This window comes from Streptomyces sp. NBC_01017 (genome assembly GCF_045162795.1).
GTDB lineage: Bacteria > Actinomycetota > Actinomycetes > Streptomycetales > Streptomycetaceae > Streptomyces > Streptomyces machairae.
The window spans coordinates 3,954,338-3,970,184 of record NZ_CP108683.1 but is presented as its reverse complement, the minus strand read 5'-3'; the positions used below and the strand labels follow the sequence as shown (position 1 = coordinate 3,970,184).

The 15,847-nt window shown below is 71.0% G+C and carries 15 protein-coding genes; 6 read left to right on the top strand and 9 right to left on the bottom strand.

Annotation, left to right across the window (positions count from 1 at the left end; all coding sequences use genetic code 11):
- Nucleotides 1-13 precede the first annotated feature (13 nt).
- From OG331_RS17880 to OG331_RS17860, 5 genes are read left to right on the top strand one after another with little or no spacing between them, the layout of a single operon-like run.
- Nucleotides 14-2,782 (top strand): nitrate- and nitrite sensing domain-containing protein, encoded by a 2,769-nt coding sequence (locus tag OG331_RS17880; RefSeq protein WP_406197316.1) that lies wholly within the window; start codon nt 14-16, stop codon nt 2,780-2,782.
- Complete coding sequence (locus tag OG331_RS17875; protein WP_328879344.1) at nt 2,779-3,282, top strand: roadblock/LC7 domain-containing protein; 504 nt, start codon at nt 2,779-2,781, stop codon at nt 3,280-3,282. The genes OG331_RS17880 and OG331_RS17875 overlap by 4 nt, the downstream gene beginning before the upstream one ends.
- Complete coding sequence (locus OG331_RS17870) at nt 3,279-3,698, top strand: DUF742 domain-containing protein (RefSeq protein WP_406197313.1); 420 nt, start codon at nt 3,279-3,281, stop codon at nt 3,696-3,698. Before OG331_RS17875 ends, OG331_RS17870 begins: the two co-directional genes overlap by 4 nt.
- Entirely contained in the window at nt 3,679-4,317 is a 639-nt protein-coding gene (locus OG331_RS17865) for a GTP-binding protein (protein WP_406197311.1), read from the top strand. Before OG331_RS17870 ends, OG331_RS17865 begins: the two co-directional genes overlap by 20 nt.
- Nucleotides 4,318-4,331: 14 nt before the next feature.
- A complete protein-coding gene (locus OG331_RS17860) occupies nt 4,332-5,585 on the top strand; it encodes a styrene monooxygenase/indole monooxygenase family protein (protein ID WP_406197309.1) in 1,254 nt (417 codons plus the stop codon).
- Here the strand turns inward: OG331_RS17860 and OG331_RS17855 are convergent.
- The 4 genes from OG331_RS17855 to OG331_RS17840 form a co-directional block, all read right to left on the bottom strand.
- Nucleotides 5,503-6,657 (bottom strand): C40 family peptidase, encoded by a 1,155-nt coding sequence (locus OG331_RS17855; protein WP_406197306.1) that lies wholly within the window; start codon nt 6,655-6,657, stop codon nt 5,503-5,505. The two genes, OG331_RS17860 and OG331_RS17855, sit on opposite strands and share 83 nt — an antisense overlap.
- Before the next feature lie 102 nt (nt 6,658-6,759).
- A complete protein-coding gene (locus OG331_RS17850) occupies nt 6,760-7,062 on the bottom strand; it encodes a hypothetical protein (protein ID WP_406197304.1) in 303 nt (100 codons plus the stop codon).
- Between the two features lie 10 nt (nt 7,063-7,072).
- Nucleotides 7,073-7,774 carry a TetR/AcrR family transcriptional regulator gene (locus OG331_RS17845; protein ID WP_406197302.1) on the bottom strand — a complete coding sequence of 234 codons (702 nt, stop codon included), beginning with the start codon at nt 7,772-7,774 and terminating at the stop codon, nt 7,073-7,075.
- A 250-nt stretch (nt 7,775-8,024) separates the two neighbouring features.
- Nucleotides 8,025-8,963, bottom strand: a complete 939-nt coding sequence (locus tag OG331_RS17840) for a diiron oxygenase (protein WP_406197299.1) — start codon at nt 8,961-8,963, stop codon at nt 8,025-8,027.
- A gap of 127 nt (nt 8,964-9,090) precedes the next feature.
- Between OG331_RS17840 and OG331_RS17835 the strand changes: the two genes are divergently transcribed.
- Nucleotides 9,091-10,236, top strand: coding sequence for a ferritin-like domain-containing protein (locus OG331_RS17835; RefSeq protein ID WP_406197296.1), 1,146 nt, complete (start codon nt 9,091-9,093; stop codon nt 10,234-10,236).
- On the opposite strand, the gene OG331_RS17830 is transcribed toward OG331_RS17835, so the two are convergent.
- The 5 genes from OG331_RS17830 to OG331_RS17810 form a co-directional block, all read right to left on the bottom strand.
- A complete protein-coding gene (locus tag OG331_RS17830) occupies nt 10,233-10,751 on the bottom strand; it encodes a DUF3291 domain-containing protein (protein ID WP_406197294.1) in 519 nt (172 codons plus the stop codon). The genes OG331_RS17835 and OG331_RS17830 overlap by 4 nt on opposite strands.
- Before the next feature lie 71 nt (nt 10,752-10,822).
- Nucleotides 10,823-12,301: a penicillin-binding transpeptidase domain-containing protein gene (locus OG331_RS17825; protein WP_406197292.1), complete on the bottom strand. Its 1,479-nt coding sequence runs from the start codon at nt 12,299-12,301 to the stop codon at nt 10,823-10,825.
- Complete coding sequence (locus tag OG331_RS17820; protein WP_406197290.1) at nt 12,298-13,716, bottom strand: FtsW/RodA/SpoVE family cell cycle protein; 1,419 nt, start codon at nt 13,714-13,716, stop codon at nt 12,298-12,300. The genes OG331_RS17825 and OG331_RS17820 overlap by 4 nt, the downstream gene beginning before the upstream one ends.
- Before the next feature lie 104 nt (nt 13,717-13,820).
- Nucleotides 13,821-15,056, bottom strand: a complete 1,236-nt coding sequence (locus OG331_RS17815; RefSeq protein ID WP_406197288.1) for an ATP-binding protein — start codon at nt 15,054-15,056, stop codon at nt 13,821-13,823.
- Nucleotides 15,053-15,805: a hypothetical protein gene (locus tag OG331_RS17810; protein WP_406197286.1), complete on the bottom strand. Its 753-nt coding sequence runs from the start codon at nt 15,803-15,805 to the stop codon at nt 15,053-15,055. Before OG331_RS17810 ends, OG331_RS17815 begins: the two co-directional genes overlap by 4 nt.
- Nucleotides 15,806-15,847 lie beyond the last annotated feature (42 nt).

The window sequence follows — 15,847 nt, the reverse complement described above, 5'->3', positions numbered from 1 at the left end:
TCACGAGTCAGGAATGCGAGCACCGGTGCAGAAGATGCGGCCACGTCGCTCAGGCAAGAAGACGGCCTCCACGGGGGGCACGCAGCCCACTCCCGGCACCACCACCGACGCCACACCCGCCGGCAAGGGGCGCCCCACCCACGTACGGAACCGGCTGATCGTCGCCGTCGCCGTCGTGGCCGCCGCCATCGCCGGGGCCGGCGTCCCCTCGGTCGTCGCCGCCTCCGGGCAACTGCACGACTCCCAGGAGCTGGTGATCCTCGCCGAGCAGACCGAGGACGCGCTCACCCTGGCGCACTCCCTGGCCGACGAGCGCGACGAGGTCACGACGTACGTCGCCGCCGGCCGTCCCAAGTCCAAGGCGCCCAGCGAGCAGCGCAGCGCCCGCGTCGACCGGCAGGTCGAGGAACTGCGCGCCGACCCCGACGCGCCCGCCTCCCTGCACGACGACCTCGACGGCATCGCCGCCTTGCGCAGGGGCGCGCTCACCGGCAAGAGCACCGCGCTGGAAGCGCACAACGCCTACTCGGCCACCATCACCGAACTGCACCGGCTGGCCGAGCGGCTGGCGGAGCAGATGCCGCCCCGCGCGGGCTCCGGCGCCTACGCGCTGGCCGAGCTGGACTCCGCCGTGCAGCAGGCCGCCGCAACCCGGGGGCTGCTGCTCGCCGCCCTGAGCGTGCCGACCACCACCGAGACCGTCATCGACCCGGTCACCGGGGTCCCGGCCACCCGCGAGACCTCCTCGGACGCCGACGCCGAGCAGCGCGCCGCCCTCAGTGCCGCCGCCCAGCAGGCGCGCCTGCGTTCCGACGCCGCCGTCGCCGACTTCCGCGACTCCGCCCCGAAGACCGCGCGCACCTCGTACGACTCCACGGTCACCGGCCCCGAGATCGGCACCGCCGAGCGGTATCTCGCCGCCCTCACCGACCAGGCCACGCTCTCCGACCGCGACCTGGCCACCGACGCCGGGCGCGTCGAGGCCGCCCTCTCCGCCCGTGTCGACATGATGCGCGGTGTGGAGTCCGCCCTCTACGACCGCCGCACCAAGGCCCTGGAGGAGCTGCGCGACGACGACGTCACCGCGCTGGAGATCCGGATCGCGATCCTCGGCGCCCTGATGCTGCTCGCCGTGGGCGTAGCCACGGGCATGGCCCGCAGCCTCACCCGGCCCCTCGCCGTACTGCGCCTCGGCTCCGCCCGGCTCGCGACGGCCGAGGACCCGGCGGCTCAGGAGCCGGTCAAGTTCACCGGCCGCAAGGACGAGTTCGCCCAGGTCGTCGACTCCGTCAACGTCCTGCACGCACAGGCCCTCGCCCTCCACGAGCGCATCGGCACCCTGGAGTCCGACCGCAAACACCTCGTCGGGCAGCGCCAGAAGATGGCCGACGCCCGTGAGGAACTGCGCACCGAACTCGCCGAGTCCGCCGCCCAGCTGGAACGTCTGCGCGACAGCATCGGCAGCACCTTCGTCAACCTGGCCCTGCGCACCCTCGGCCTCGTCGAGCGTCAGCTCGGCGTCATCGAGGGCCTTGAGGAGCGCGAGCAGGACCCCGAGCGCCTCGCCACCCTGTTCAAGCTGGACCACTTCGCCACGGTCATGCGCCGGCACAGCGAGAACCTCCTCGTCCTGGCCGGGACCGAGCACGTCCAGCAGCACGCCGGACCGGTTCCGCTGGTCGACGTCGTGCGCGCGGCGGTCAGCGAGATCGAGCGGTACGAGCGGGTCCGTATCGCCGCGTTGCCGCCGCACGCGCACGTGGCGGGCTTCGCGGCCGACGACCTCTCCCACCTGCTGGCCGAGCTGATGGAGAACGCCACCTCGTTCTCCCCGCCCGACCTGCCCGTCGAGATCTCCGGCTGGCTGCTGGAGAGCGGCGAGGTGATGCTCTCCGTCCAGGACGAGGGCATCGGCATGACGGACGAGCGCATGTCCCGCCTCAACTCCCGCCTCGCCGGCTTCGACCCCGAGAACCCCTACGACCAGGAGGGCGACGAAGGCCTGGGCCTCGGCCTGTACGTCGTCGCCCGCCTCGCCCACCGCCATGGCGTCCGCGTCCAGCTGCGCGAGCAGAAGCAGGGCGGCATCGCGGCGGTCGCGGTCCTGCCGGGGGGCCTGCTGGCGGCGGCCCCACCGGCCGCGGTCCCCTCGGACACGCCGCACCGCACCGGCGCCCACACGTTCTCCCTCCCGGGCGCCGACGCGGAGGCCAACTCCAACGTCCTGCCCGGCCGCGCCAAGGGCGAGGACCCGCTGGTTGCGCTGGCGGAGCGGGCGGTACGCGAGACCCGCGACGCCGACCCGGCCGTACGCGAGACCGGCGACGCCGAGGAGGCCGTACGCCGGCCGGCGGCACCCGAGGCCGAGCAGGAGCGGGAGCATCCCGCCGAGACGACGATGGAGCTGCTGATCCCGGCGCAGGCGACGGGGGAGGAACCGACAGCAGCCGCCGAACCGGTAGCCGCCGAACCCCCGGTCGCCGAAGGCGAAGCCGAGGCGGTGCACGAACGCGTCCCCGACGAGGCGGATGAACTCGTCACCGACAAGGGCCTGCCCAAGCGCACCCCGAAGATCACCGCCCCCACCCAGGCCCCGCGCCAGCGGACCGGCAGCGTCGACGCCGACGCCCTCCGCCGGAGGCTGGGAGGCTTCCGCCAGGGAGCGGCGGCCGGCTACCGCGACGTACAGGCGGAGATCGCCGAACACACGGGCCAGAACCCGGCACCGAGCACGGAAACCGAAGCAGCCACGGGGGGCACAGCCGAGGAGGCAAGCAGTTGACCGCGCCCAGTACCTTCGGACTGAGCAGTGAAGCCCGCAACCTGCACTGGTTGTTGACGAATCTGGTCGAGGAGGTGCCGGGCATCCAGTCAGTCGCGGTGGTCTCCTCCGACGGATTGCTCCTGCTCTCCTCGGACCACGCCCGCAACGAGGCTGCCCGGGAAGCCAGGACCGACCGGCCCACCGGCCCCCGGGGTTCCTCCGCCGACCTCGCCACCATCGTCTCCGGCATCGGCAGCCTCACCATCGGCGCCGCCAAGCTGATGCAGTTCGGCGGCGTGAAGCACACGATGGTCGCGATGGACGAGGGCAGCCTGTTCGTGATGTCCATCAGCGACGGCTCGCTGCTCGGCGTGCACGGCTCCGCGGACTGCGACATGAGCGTGGTGGCCTACCACATGGCGCTCTTCGTCGGCCGGGCCGGCCACGTCCTCACCCCCGAACTCCGCAGCGAGCTACGGAAATCCCTAGAGGCCGCGTCGGCAGGGAGTACCCGATGAGCAACGCCCCGAAGAACAGGCCCCACCTCCCCGTACGCGGCGGCGACCGCAAAGCCGCCCGCGTACGCCCCTACTCGCTCACCGGCGGCCGTACCCGCTTCGGCCACGTCCTCCTCGTGGAGACGTTCGTGGCGGCCCTGGAGGCCCCGCAGGAGCGCAAGGAACTGACGAATGGCTCCCTCAACAGCCGGGTGATGCCGGAGTTGCGGGCCATCGTCGAACTGTGCCGCCGGATGCGTACGGTGGCCGAGATCGCCGCGCTGCTGAAGATGCCGCTCGGTGTGGTCCGGGTGCTCCTCAGCGATCTCGCGGACCAGGGAAAGATCCGGGTGTACGGCACGGGAACCGGCCACGGCACGGGCCGGCCGGACCGTGCTCTGCTGGAAAGGGTGCTGAGTGGACTCCGTCGTCTCTGACGCCGCTCGCGGTGTCTCCCCGCTCCTCGGCCAAGAGGGGCCCGAACAGCCCTGGCAGACCGATCGCACCCGGGCCCCCGTAGCCACGAAGATAGTCGTGGCCGGTGGCTTCGGTGTCGGCAAGACCACGCTGGTCACCGCCGTCTCGGAGATCACGCCCCTGCAGACCGAGGCGCTGATGACCGAGGCGAGCGAGGAGACCGACGACCTCACCTCGACGCCCGGCAAGCTGACCACCACCGTGGCCATGGACTTCGGCCGCATCACGCTCGACGACGACCTGGTGCTCTACCTGTTCGGCACGCCGGGCCAGCAGCGGTTCTGGTTCATGTGGGACGACCTGGTGCGCGGCGCGATCGGCGCGGTCGTACTCGCCGACACCCGGCGGCTGAAGGACTGCTTCCCGGCGCTGGACTACTTCGAGAGCTGCGGCCTGCCGTACGTCGTCGCGGTGAACCACTTCGACGGCAGCGAGCTGTTCGAGCCGCAGGACGTGCGTGACGCGTTGACGATCCCGGCGCACATACCTGTAATGATCATGGATGCGCGCCGCCGGATCTCGGTGATCGAGACTCTCCTGAGCCTCGTAGGTCACGCGCTCGACGAAACCCCCGAGTAGGAGAACAACCCCGGATGCGGAAGATACTCGTCGTCGGAGCCGGCCAGTCCGGACTCCAGATCGCCCTCGGACTCCAGTCGAACGGGTACGAGGTCACCCTGATGTCCAACCGGACGGCGGACGAGATCCGCTCCGGCCGGGTCATGTCCACGCAGTGCATGTTCCACACGGCACTCCAGCACGAGCGCGATCTCCAGCTGAACTTCTGGGAGTCCCAGGCCCCGAAGATCGAGGGACTCGGCGTCTCGGTGGCGGCCCCCGGCTCCTGGGGCGAAGGCCCCGCGGCGCGGGCGATCGACTGGCTGGGGCGCCTCGACGGCTTCGCGCAGTCGGTCGACCAGCGGGTGAAGATGGCCGGCTGGATGGAGACGTTCGCACAGCGCGGCGGCCAGCTCGTCATCCACGGCGCGGCGGTCGGCGACCTCGACTACTTCTCCCGTACGTACGACCTGGTGCTGGTGTCGGCCGGCAAGGGCGAGCTCGTCCAGATGTTCGGGCGGGACGCCGAGCGGTCGCCGTACAGCGAGCCGCAGCGCGCGCTTGCCGTGGCGTACGTCCACGGCCTGGGCCCGCGTCCGGAGCACCCGGACACCGAAGGCGTCCGCTGCAACCTCGTCCCCGGCGTCGGCGAACTGTTCGTCATGCCCACCCTGACGACCTCCGGGCGCGCGGACATCCTGTTCTGGGAGGGCATACCCGGCGGGCCGCTCGACGTCTTCCACGACGTGAAGGACCCGGCGGAGCACCTCTCCCTGACCCTGGAACTCATGGAGAGGTACGTGCCCTGGGAGTACGCCCGGGCGACCAAGGTCGAGCTCACCGACGCGGGCGGCACGCTGAGCGGGCGGTACGCGCCGACCGTGCGGAACCCCGTCGGGCAGCTTCCCGGCGGCGGGCTCGTGCTGGGTGTGGCCGATGTCGTGGTGGCCAACGACCCGATCACCGGACAGGGCTCCAACTCCGCGTCCAAGTGCGCCGCCGCCTATCTCTCCTCGATCCTGGAGCACGGGGACAAGGAGTTCGACGAGGCGTGGATGCGCGCCACCTTCGACCGGTACTGGGCCACCGCCCAGCACGTCACCAAGTGGACGAACGCGATGCTGGCGCCGCCGCCGGAGCACATCCTCAACCTCATCGGGGCGGCCGGGCAGTTGCCGCCGGTGGCCGATCGGTTCGCCAACGGGTTCAATGATCCGGCCGACTTTGAGAACTTCTTTTATGAGCCGGAGAAGACCGGGGCTTATCTCGCGGAGGTTTCCGGGGGCTGACCTCGGGACGCACCGCCCCCAGGAGCGGGTTCGACGCGATCGGGGAGACCTTGATCTTCTCGCCGGGGCGCGGGGCCTGAATCACCTTCCCGTTGCCGACGTACATGGCCACGTGCGTGGCGCCCGGGAAGTAGATGACCAGGTCGCCCGGTCGCAGTTCGGTCAGGGGGATGCGGTCGAGCCGCGCCCACTGGTCCTGGCTGGTGCGGGGGATCCGGGTGCCGGCGTGGGCCCAGGCCTCGGACGTCAGGCCCGAGCAGTCGTATGACTTCGGGCCTTCCGCGCCCCACTTGTACGGCTTGCCGAGCTGCTTCCTGGCGTAGCGGATCGCACGGCTGGCCTCGGAGGACGGCTTGTGGTCCTCCTTGGCCAGGTCGCCGGATGCCATGAGGTCTTTCTGGGCTTCGCTGATGCTCTTCTTCTCGAACTCGGCCAGGGCGGTGAGCTGGCCGGCGGTCAGGGACGCCAGGAGCTCCTCGACCTTCCTGAGCCGCTTGTGTACGGCGTCCCTGTTCTTCCTCTGGCGTTCGGCCAGCACGAGTTGGTGGTCCAGAGCCTTGCGGGCCTTGCGGGCCAGTTCGTCGGCCTTGTGTTCCGTGCCGGTCAGCCGGCCGACCGTGTCGGCGCGCTCGCGTGCCAGCAGGCCGATGACGTGGCCCTGGTCCAGGGCGTGCTGGGGGTCACGGGCCAGGAGCAGGCGCACGTACGGGGAGATGTCGGTGGTGTTCTGGTACTGCTGGCGGGCCAGGCGGCCGGCGGCGCCCCTGCTGTCGTGCAGCGAGAGGCGGGCGCGGGACAGGGCGGTGTCCAGGCGGGTGACCTCGGTGCGCTGCTTCTTGAGCTTCTCCTCGGTCGCGTTGTAGGTCTCCGTCGCCTTCTCGGTCTCGAGGTAGAGGCGCTGAAGGTCTGTCAGGAGACGTGCCGTGGATTGCTCTTGCGGGTCGGCGGCGGGCTCGGGCGCCGCCGTCGCGGGTGCGGACGCGGCCGCCGACGCGAGGATCGTCGCGGTCGCCGTTGCCGCCGACACCGCCGTCGTGCGTGCCCGATGCAGCAGCCTTCGCCTTCCTGACACGTCATCACCTCCGGTGCGGAGAAGGTTTCTGCTCCGTACCGTGAGCATCAGGCGGGGGAGGCCGGTTCGCGCGGTAGGTGTGCGCGGCTCGGCTCAGTCACTTCACTCGTTCGAGTCGTGTGGCTTGCTCTGCGGCGTGGTGTCTGGCTTGGACCAGGGCCAGTTCAGGCGGCGGCTGTGCTTGCCCTCGGGGTCGTACTCGTACTTCCAGCGCTGGGAGAGACCCACGCGGGTGCCCGGGGTGCGGGGTACGCGGCGGTAGACGAGGACCGTGGGCTCGCCGCCGTGCGGGTCCGGGACGGGGATGCGGTACGTCTTGGGCGGGTGGCCGGTGATGCCCAGCAGTACGGGCAGGACCCGGCCGTCCATGGGGCCGCCCTCGAAGGGGGTGTCTTCGCTCTTCACGGCACCAGTCTCAGCTATCCGCGGTCGGCTGCCCGGCGGAGGGCTCGGTGTGCTGCTCGGCCTCCTGCTCTGCCAGGTTCTCGGCCAGCGCGGCGGTCTGGGGGTCTCGGCCCGCGGTGACGGAGAGCGCGGCCACGAACTGCTCCACCAGCCAGTCCCGTAGTTCCTCCACGGGGGGCTGTTTGCCCTCGTCCAGCCAGATGAGCGAGGCCGCCTCGACCGCAGTTATCCACATCCGTACGGTCATGCGGAGGAGGCGGCTCGGGTCGGAGACGCCCAGGTGACGGAGGATGTGCTCCGCCGCGGCGCGGCGTACACCGTCGACGATGGCGGTCGTTCGGGACGTCTCCACCACGCTGCCGCCCTGGAGCAGGGCGCTGAAGCCGGCGTCGTGCTGGTCGACGAAGGTCAGGTAGCGGTCGAGGGCGCGGGACAGGCGGGGGACGAGGTGGCCTTCGCGGGGTTCGTCGAAGCAGTGCTGCAGTTCTTCGGCGGCGGAGCGCAGGGCTGCCTCGTAGAGCTGTTGCTTGCCGCCGGGGAAGTAGCGGTACACCAGGGGGCGGGAGACGCCGGCCGCCTCTGCCACGTCGTCCAGGGAGACGTCCTCGGGGGCTCGGTGCGCGAAGAGCGTGAGGGCGGCGTTGAGGAGTTGGGTGCGGCGTTCCTCGACGCTCAGGCGGCGGTAGGCGGGGGTGGGGGCCGAGGGCGTCATGACCAGCAGGGTAGTCGCTGCCTCCGGCGGTGGGGCGGGGGTGCCCGCGGCGGCCCGCCCGGCTGAGTGGGGGTGCGCGTAGCGCCTGCGGCCGGGGGGTGGGTCGGGGCCGCGCCGGGGGGTGTCCGTCCTCGGTCGGGCGGTTGCCGAGCCTCAAGAGGCGCTGTTTCTTGACGCCTGCCGCTGCGGGCGGACACCCCCGGCACGTCCCCTTGCCGCCGTACGCGGGTGCTGCGGCGTGGGGGTGCGCTTACGCCAGGAGGCCGGATGACCTCCACAGGCGGCGGCCCGCTCCGCGCAGTACTCCTATGTCGTCCAGGAAGTCCGTCAGGCGTTTCGCTCCGGTCTGCATGACCTCGCGGCGGTGGGCGCTGGCCTTGACCTGGGCCATGGCCTCTCGCTTGTCCAGGCCCACGTTCGTGTAGACCTCGGGGTTGACGAAGGCCACGGAGAACACGCGGGCGAACTCGCCGGAGGTTATTCGGGTGAACTCCTGGGACCACCTCGGGGCCGTCACCATCTGGCGCCGCAGTTCCTCACGGGCGTAGCGGACGTGGCGGGCCTCCTCGACCACGTGTATGCGGGTCACGCCTCGGACCAGGGGCTGGACGCGCTCGTCCGGGAAGGTCAGGCGCTGCATCCAGTCGAGGACCTCCTCGCCGAGGAGGGTGGCCGTGAAGGAGCCGGGGGTGGTGGAGATCGTCTTGAAGAGGCGGCCCAGGTGCTGGTGTGCGCGGCTGACGGGGTACCAGGGTGTGTCGCCGTGGGAGATCAGGCGGGCGAACATCTTGGAGTGGCGGCACTCGTCCTCGATCTCGGTGAGTGCGTAGCGGACGTGTGCGCTCGTCGCCGCCTTGTCGTAGATGTGGCGGACCAGGAGCTGCATGAGGATGATCTCGAACCAGATGCCCAGGGAGGCGAGGGCCGCCGCCTCGTGCTGGGAGAGGAGGACGCGCTGCTCCTCGCTCATGCGCTTCCACAGCGGGGTGTCGTAGAGCGAGACCAGCTCGGGGGGCCAGAACCACTTGCCCTCCTCGTAGGGCGCGTCCCAGTCCAGTTCCTTGTCGGGGTCGAAGGAGTGCTTGGCGGAAGAGGCGAGCAGCCGCTCGGCCACCTGCTCGCGGTCCTTGAGCAGGCCGAGTGCGTCGCGCAGTCCGTCGACCGCGTCGGCTTCCGTCAGGGTCGTCATCGGTCTCTCACCTCTGTTACCCGGGGGTACGTCGTCCGACTGTTATGAGACTGCCTGTCAGCAAGCTCGTCAATCCCTTGCGCAGGACTTGTTGACCCCGCGTCTATCGCGTGTGAGCCTGCGAGACATGCCGACTTTCGACCTGTACGCCAAGGATCCGGGGGATTCGATCTGGCAGGTGCCGGCGTCCGGCGCGGCCCGTTTCAGCTGGGAGTACGACGGCGGGCGCGACCGGCTTCTGGCCCTGTACCAGAAGGGCAAGGACAAGCAGTGGGACGGGCAGCTGCGGATCGACTGGGAGTTGGAGGTCGACCCGTACGACGCGCTCGGTACGCCGGACGAGTCGATGGCGCTGTACGGGACGCCGTACTGGGCCAGAATGAGCGAGCGGGAGAAGGGCGAACTGCGCAAGCACTACGCCTCCTGGCAGTTCAGTCAGTTTCTCCACGGTGAGCAGGGCGCGATGATCTGCGCCGCGCGGATCGTGGAGTCGGTGCCGGACATGGACGCGAAGTTCTACTCGGCCACGCAGACCATGGACGAGGCGCGGCACGCCGAGATCTACGGGCGCTTTCTGCACGAGAAGATCGGCATGCTCTATCCGATCAACGACAATCTGCAGTCGCTGCTGGGTGACACGCTGCGGGACAGCCGCTGGGACATGCCCTACCTCGGGATGCAGGTGCTGATCGAGGGGCTCGCGCTGGCCGCCTTCGGGATGATCCGGGACACCACCGACAAGCCCCTGCCCAAGCAGATCCTGGCCTATGTGATGCAGGACGAGGCGCGGCACGTGGCCTTCGGGCGCATGGCGCTTCGGGACTACTACAAGCAGTTGAGCGAGGCCGAACTCCGGGAACGTGAGGAGTTCGTCATCGAGGGCTGCTATCTGATGCGGGACCGGCTGCGCGGTGTCGAGGTCCTGGAGAACTTCGGCATTCCGAAGGCCGAGGCCGAGCAGATCAGTGAGCGGTCCGAGTTTCTGCAGTTGTTCCGGCGGCTGCTCTTCTCGCGCATCGTCCCCTGCGTCAAGGACATCGGGCTGTGGGGCGAGCGCCTTCAGCAGGCCTACGTGGACATGGGGGTGTTCGAGATGGGGGACTCGAATCTGGACCTGCTGATGGCTCAGGACGAGGAGATCGCCGAGAAGCTCGACGCCGAGCGGTTCGCGGCGGAGGAGCGGGAGCGGGTCGCGGAGGTCGAGGGCGCGATCGAGGCGGGGGCGGAGGCCGGTCCGTCCGAGGCTGGTCCGTCCGAGGCCGGTCTGTCCTAGACCGAGCAGCCCAGGCCGTCAGGCACCTCGCCGAGCAGCGGCTTCGCCCCCTGCGGCGGGAACGATGTGCGCAGGGTGAAGGCGTAGGGGGTCGGGCCGTTCGTGCGCAGGTGCAGAAGCCGGGACTCGGCCTCCGCGACCGTCGGGCGGTGGCCCGCGGGGACCCACCACAGGGTCACCATCGCCTCCTGCACCTTTTCGAACCACTCGCGGCGGCGGGCCAGCATCTCGCGGTGGCGGCCCTGGTACATGTACGCGGTCAGGGCGTTCGTGTCCCGCCACACCGACATGTTGATGATCAGCCACTCGTCGCCGAAGACGCTCACGTCCGTCGCGTCGCCCGCCTCGCCCTCCAGCCGCCACACGAAGCCGTCGGCGGAGTCCGCGTCGGCGTTCACCGGGTCGAGGCCGTCGACGAAGTCCTTCAACTGCGGGGAGTCCAGCGGGGCCTTGAGGCGGGCGATGTTGACCTGGGCGAGTTCGTAGGCGGCTTCCGGGGTCGCTGATGTCGTCATGGACCGAACGATAGGTCGGGTGGCGTGGAGGGCGCAGCGGGTGTCTCAGTGGGTGGGCACGGTCGCCTGCGTCAACTGTCGTCGGGCGAGGGCGACTTCAGTACCGCCTCCATCACCGCCCGCGCGATCGGCGCCGCGTCCCCGCCGCCGCTGATCTCGCCCCGGTCGGCGTCCGCGTCCTCCACCACCACGGCGACGGCGACCTTGGGCTCCAGGTCGGTGTCGCCCTGCGCCCAGGAGACGAACCAGGCGTACGGCGTGCCGGAGTTGCCGAGGCCGTGCTGGGCCGTGCCGGTCTTGCCGCCCACCGTGGCGCCGGGGATCCAGGCGTTCGTGCCGGTGCCCTCGCGGACCACGTCCACCATGAGCTGCTTGAGGAGGACGGCGGTCGACGGGCGAATGGCCTGCCGCATCGGGCGGGACCCGGCCGTCGAGACCGTGGAGCCGCCCGCCCTGGTCGTGCGTTCCACCAGGTACGGCGACCGCACCTGACCGCCGTTCGCCACGGCCGCCGCGACCATCGCCATCTGCAGGGGCGTGGCGCGGGTGTTGTACTGGCCGATCGACGACAGGGCGAGCTGGGCCTTGTCGACCTTGGTGTCGAAGGTGCTCTCGGCGACCGAGTAGGGGATCTTGAGGTTCGCGTCGTTGAAGCCGAAGGCTCCCGCGGTCGCCGCCATCCGGTCCACCCCGACCTTGACGCCCAGCTTGGCGAACACCGTGTTGCACGACCACTCGAACGCCTTGCGCAGCGGTGCGTTCCGGCAGCCCTTGGACTCGTTCGTGAGCGAGGTCCTGGTGCCCGGGAGGGTGTAGGGATCGGGGGAGTCGGTGCGGTCGTCCAGATCCTCGACCACGCCCGAGTCCAGCGCCGCGGCCGCCGTCATCACCTTGAAGGTCGAACCCGGCGGATACGTCTTGCGCACCGCCCGGTTCAGCATCGGCTTGTCGGCGTCGCGGTTCAGGGTCGACCAGGACCTGGCCACCGCCGAGCGGTTCCCGGACAGGACCGACGGGTCGTACGACGGGGCGGACACCAGGGCCAGGATCCGGCCCGTCGACGGCTCGATGGCCGCCACCGCGCCCTTGCGGCCGGCGAGGCCCTCGTACGCCGCCTCCTGCGCCGCCTTGCGGAGCGTGGTGACGACGTGGCCGCCGGGGTTGCGGTCGCGGACGGCGACGCCGTTCCACAGCGGGAACGGCGTCAGCAGCGGGTTCGTGCCCGACAGGACCCCGTCCTCGGTGTGCTCCAGCAGGGTCGTGCCGTACACCTGCGAGGCGAAGCCGGTGACGGGGGCGTACATCGGGCCGTTCGTGTACGTCCGTTCGTAGCGGAGGTGCTCGCCGGTGTCCCGGGATCCGGTGACCGGGGTGCCGTCGACCAGGATGTCGCCGCGCGGCTGCCCGTAACGGGAGATCGTGGTGCGGCGGTTGGCGATGTTGTCGTCGTAGGACGGCGCCTCGAAGACCTGGACGCGGGCGGCGTTCACGAGCAGCGCGATCAGCAGCAGCGCGCAGAAGAAGGCGGCGTGCCGGATGTGCCGGGTCATCGGGCGGCCTCCGCGGTGGCACCGGGTTCCGTCGGCACGGCGGCCTCCTCGCTCTTGGGGACGCCGAGGCGGCTGCGCGCCCGGTCGCTCAAACGGATCAGCAGCGCCACGATCGCCCAGTTGGTGACCACCGACGAGCCGCCCTGCGCAAGGAACGGCATCGCCATGCCGGTCAGCGGGATCAGGCCCGTCACCCCGCCGGCGATCACGAACACCTGGAGCGCCACGATCGAGGCGAGCCCCACCGCGAGCAGCCGCCCGAAGGGGTCGCGCAGGGCGAGGCCCGCCCGGTAGCCGCGCTCCACCAGCAGGCCGTACAGGAGGAAGATCGCGGACAGGCCCGCCAGGCCCAGTTCCTCCCCGGCCGTCGCCAGGATGAAGTCGGACTTGGCCGCGAAGCCGATCAGGATCGAGTGGCCGAGGCCCAGGCCGGTGCCGAGCATGCCGCCGGCCGCGAAGGCGAACAGTGACTGGGACAGCTGGTTCGGGCCCTCGCCCGCCTCGATCGACGCGAACGGATGCTGCCAGTCCTCGACCCTGCCGTGCACATGCGGCTCCAACTGCCCGACGGCCACCGCGCCGAGCGCCGCGAGCAGCAGGCCGAGCGCGATCCAGCCGGTGCGGCCGGTGGCGACGTAGAGAAGGACCACGAACAGGCCGAAGAACAACAGCGAGGTGCCCAGGTCGCGTTCGAGGACCAGGACGCCCACGCTCAGCAGCCAGATGGCGACGATCGGGCCGAGGACGCGCCCGGTGGGCAGTTGCAGCCGGTCGACGCCGAAGACACGGCGGCCCGTGTACGCCAGCGCACTGCGGTTGGCGGCCAGGTACGCCGCGAAGAACACCGCGAGCAGCACCTTCGCGAACTCGCCGGGCTGGATGGAGAATCCGGCGATCCGGATCCAGATGCGGGCGCCGTTCACGGACGGAAAGAAGATCGGGAGGGTGAGGAGAATGAGCGCGGCCACGACACACACGTAGGAGTAGCGCTGGAGCACGCGGTGGTCGCGCAGCAGGAGGACGACCACGATGAACAGGGCCACCCCCAGCGTGGACCACACGAGTTGGGCGGGCGCCGCCCGGTCGTCCGGTGTCTCCAGGTCGAGCCGGTAGATCAGGACCAGGCCGAGGCCGTTGAGCAACACGCCGATCGGCAGCAGCAGGGGGTCGGCGCAGGGGGCGCGCAGGCGCACCGCCAGATGTGCGACCAGGGCGAGTACGCCGAGCCCGGCGCCGTAGCCGGCGGCACCGGGCGGGACGGTGTCGTTCTTGGCGAGGCCGACCGCGCAGTAGCCGTACACGGAGAGCAGGACGGCCACGACGATGAGAGCCAGTTCGATGCCACGGCGCCGGGGGAGACGTGCGGCGGGAGCGGGCGCGTCCGCTGCCACCAGGGGGGTTCCGGCCTTGGTCATGTCCGGAACTTACCCAATTAGTCGGTCTTGTGTGCCTTACGGCTCAGCACCAGCGTGGCTTGGGTCCGATGGAGCGAGGAGGGGTGCCCTGTCCGCGATCGCTCCTAGCGGAGTGTCAGCGTCGCCACGGCCCCGCCGTCGGCCGAGTTGGTGAACGTCAGCCGCGCGCCGAGCACCTCCGCCTGCCCCAACGCGATGGTCAGGCCCAGCCCGTGCCCCTTGGAGCCGCCCTCCGTACGGAACCGCTGCGGCCCGTGCGCGACGAGGTACTCCGGATAGCCCACTCCGTGGTCCCGCACGGTCACCACGGGCCCGTCCACCGTCAGGACGACCGGCCCGCGCCCGTGCTTGTGCGCGTTCGCCACCAGATTCCCCAACACCCGCTCCAGCCGCCGCCGGTCGGTCTCCACCACGGCGTCCCGTACGACGACGACCTCGGTCCCGGTCCCGGACGCCCGCACCACCCGCTCGGCCAACGCGCCCAGCGGCTCGGAGTCCGGCTCCGACCGCTCGCGTCCGCTGTCCAGCCGCGAGATCTCCAGCAGATCCTCGGTCAGCGTGCGCAGCGCCGCCACCCGGTCCTGCACCAACTCCGTCGGGCGCCCCGTCGGCAGCAGCTCGGCCGCCGCGTGCAGCCCGGTCAAGGGCGTACGCAGTTCGTGCGCCACGTCCGCCGTGAACCGCTGCTCGGCGAGCAGCTTGCTCTGCAGCGAGGACGCCATGGAGTCGAGGGCGGCGGCGACGGAGGCCACCTCGTCCTGCGGCCGGGTCGGATCCTTCGTACGGGGATCGTCGACCCGCGCGTCCAGGTCGCCCCCGCTGATCCGCCGGGCCACCCGGGCCGTGGCGTGCAGCCGGCGCGTCACCCGCGTCACCGCGAACACGCCCACCAGCACCGTCGCCCCGATCGCCAGCGCCGACGACCACACGATCGCCCGGTCCAGCCCCTCGATGGTGCGGGCCTGCTGCGAGTAGTCGACCTCGACCGCGAGGGCACGCTCGCCGTCGGCGGGACCGGCCGCCCACATCGTCGGGCGCCCCCGGTGGTCGGCGACCGTCGTGCCGCGCTCCCCGGCCACCGCCAGCTCCCGCAGGGACTCGGGCAGCTCCGGCGGATCCAGGCCGACGCCGGTCGGGAGGGTGTCCCCGGCCTCGAACGCGGTCGTCGCGTCCTCCAGCCGGGACAGCGCCTGGTCGCGGGCCTGGCCGACGGTCTGGTTCGTCACCGAGACGTGCACGAGGATGCCGAGCAGCGCGGCGAGCGCGCAGCACATCACCGTGATGAAGAGGGCGGCCTTCACTGCGAGCGGACCGGCCCACTGGGGGAGCCCGAGTCTCATGGGGTGCTCGCCGACGGGGTGGCGGACGGGGAGAGGGAAGGTGACGCGGAGCGTGAGGGGGAGGGGCGGGGCGTCTTCTTGCCCGGCCCGGTGCGCAGCATCTCGTCGTGCGTGAGCAGCATCGCCTTCTGGTCCGCGTCCCAGGTCCACTGCAGCCGGTACTCGTACCCGGCGACCTCGGACGGCGAGCGTATGATCACCGACCGCCCGGCCAGCTCGACACCGCTGATGGCGTCGTCCCAGGCCATCACCTGCACGAGCCGGTGCTTCTCCATGGTGTAGACGCGCACCGCGGTGGTCTTGCCCGGCATCAGCCGGAAGCCCAGCGTCAGCTCGGGGCGCCCGTCGCCGGTCAGATCCCGGTAGTACGGCCGCAGCACTGGGCACTTGCCGCGCCCGGCGCCCTCGCCGCACTCGGCCATCAGGCTGCCGGTCGCGCGGTACATCGCGTCCTTGCCGCTGTACTCGTCCCGGTGGGCGGCGATCTCCTGACGTACGACCGCCACCGGCTGCACGTCGCGGATGTCGCCCTTGGGGAGGTCGACGCCCTTCACGACCTCCCTGTTCACCTCGCCGACGACGTAGGCGGGGCTGGACGCCGGCGTCAGCTTCGGCCACAGCTTGTCCGGGCTCACCGCGACCTCGGTCGGGCCCGCGCCCTGGAGCTCCCCGGCATCACCACAGGCGGTCGCGGCCGCCAGCAGCAGGGCGACGAGCACGACGAGGCGCGCGGGGCGGCTGCGGGGCACGGTTCTCCTGGGGATCGAGTGGTGGTCGGCCCATACACACTA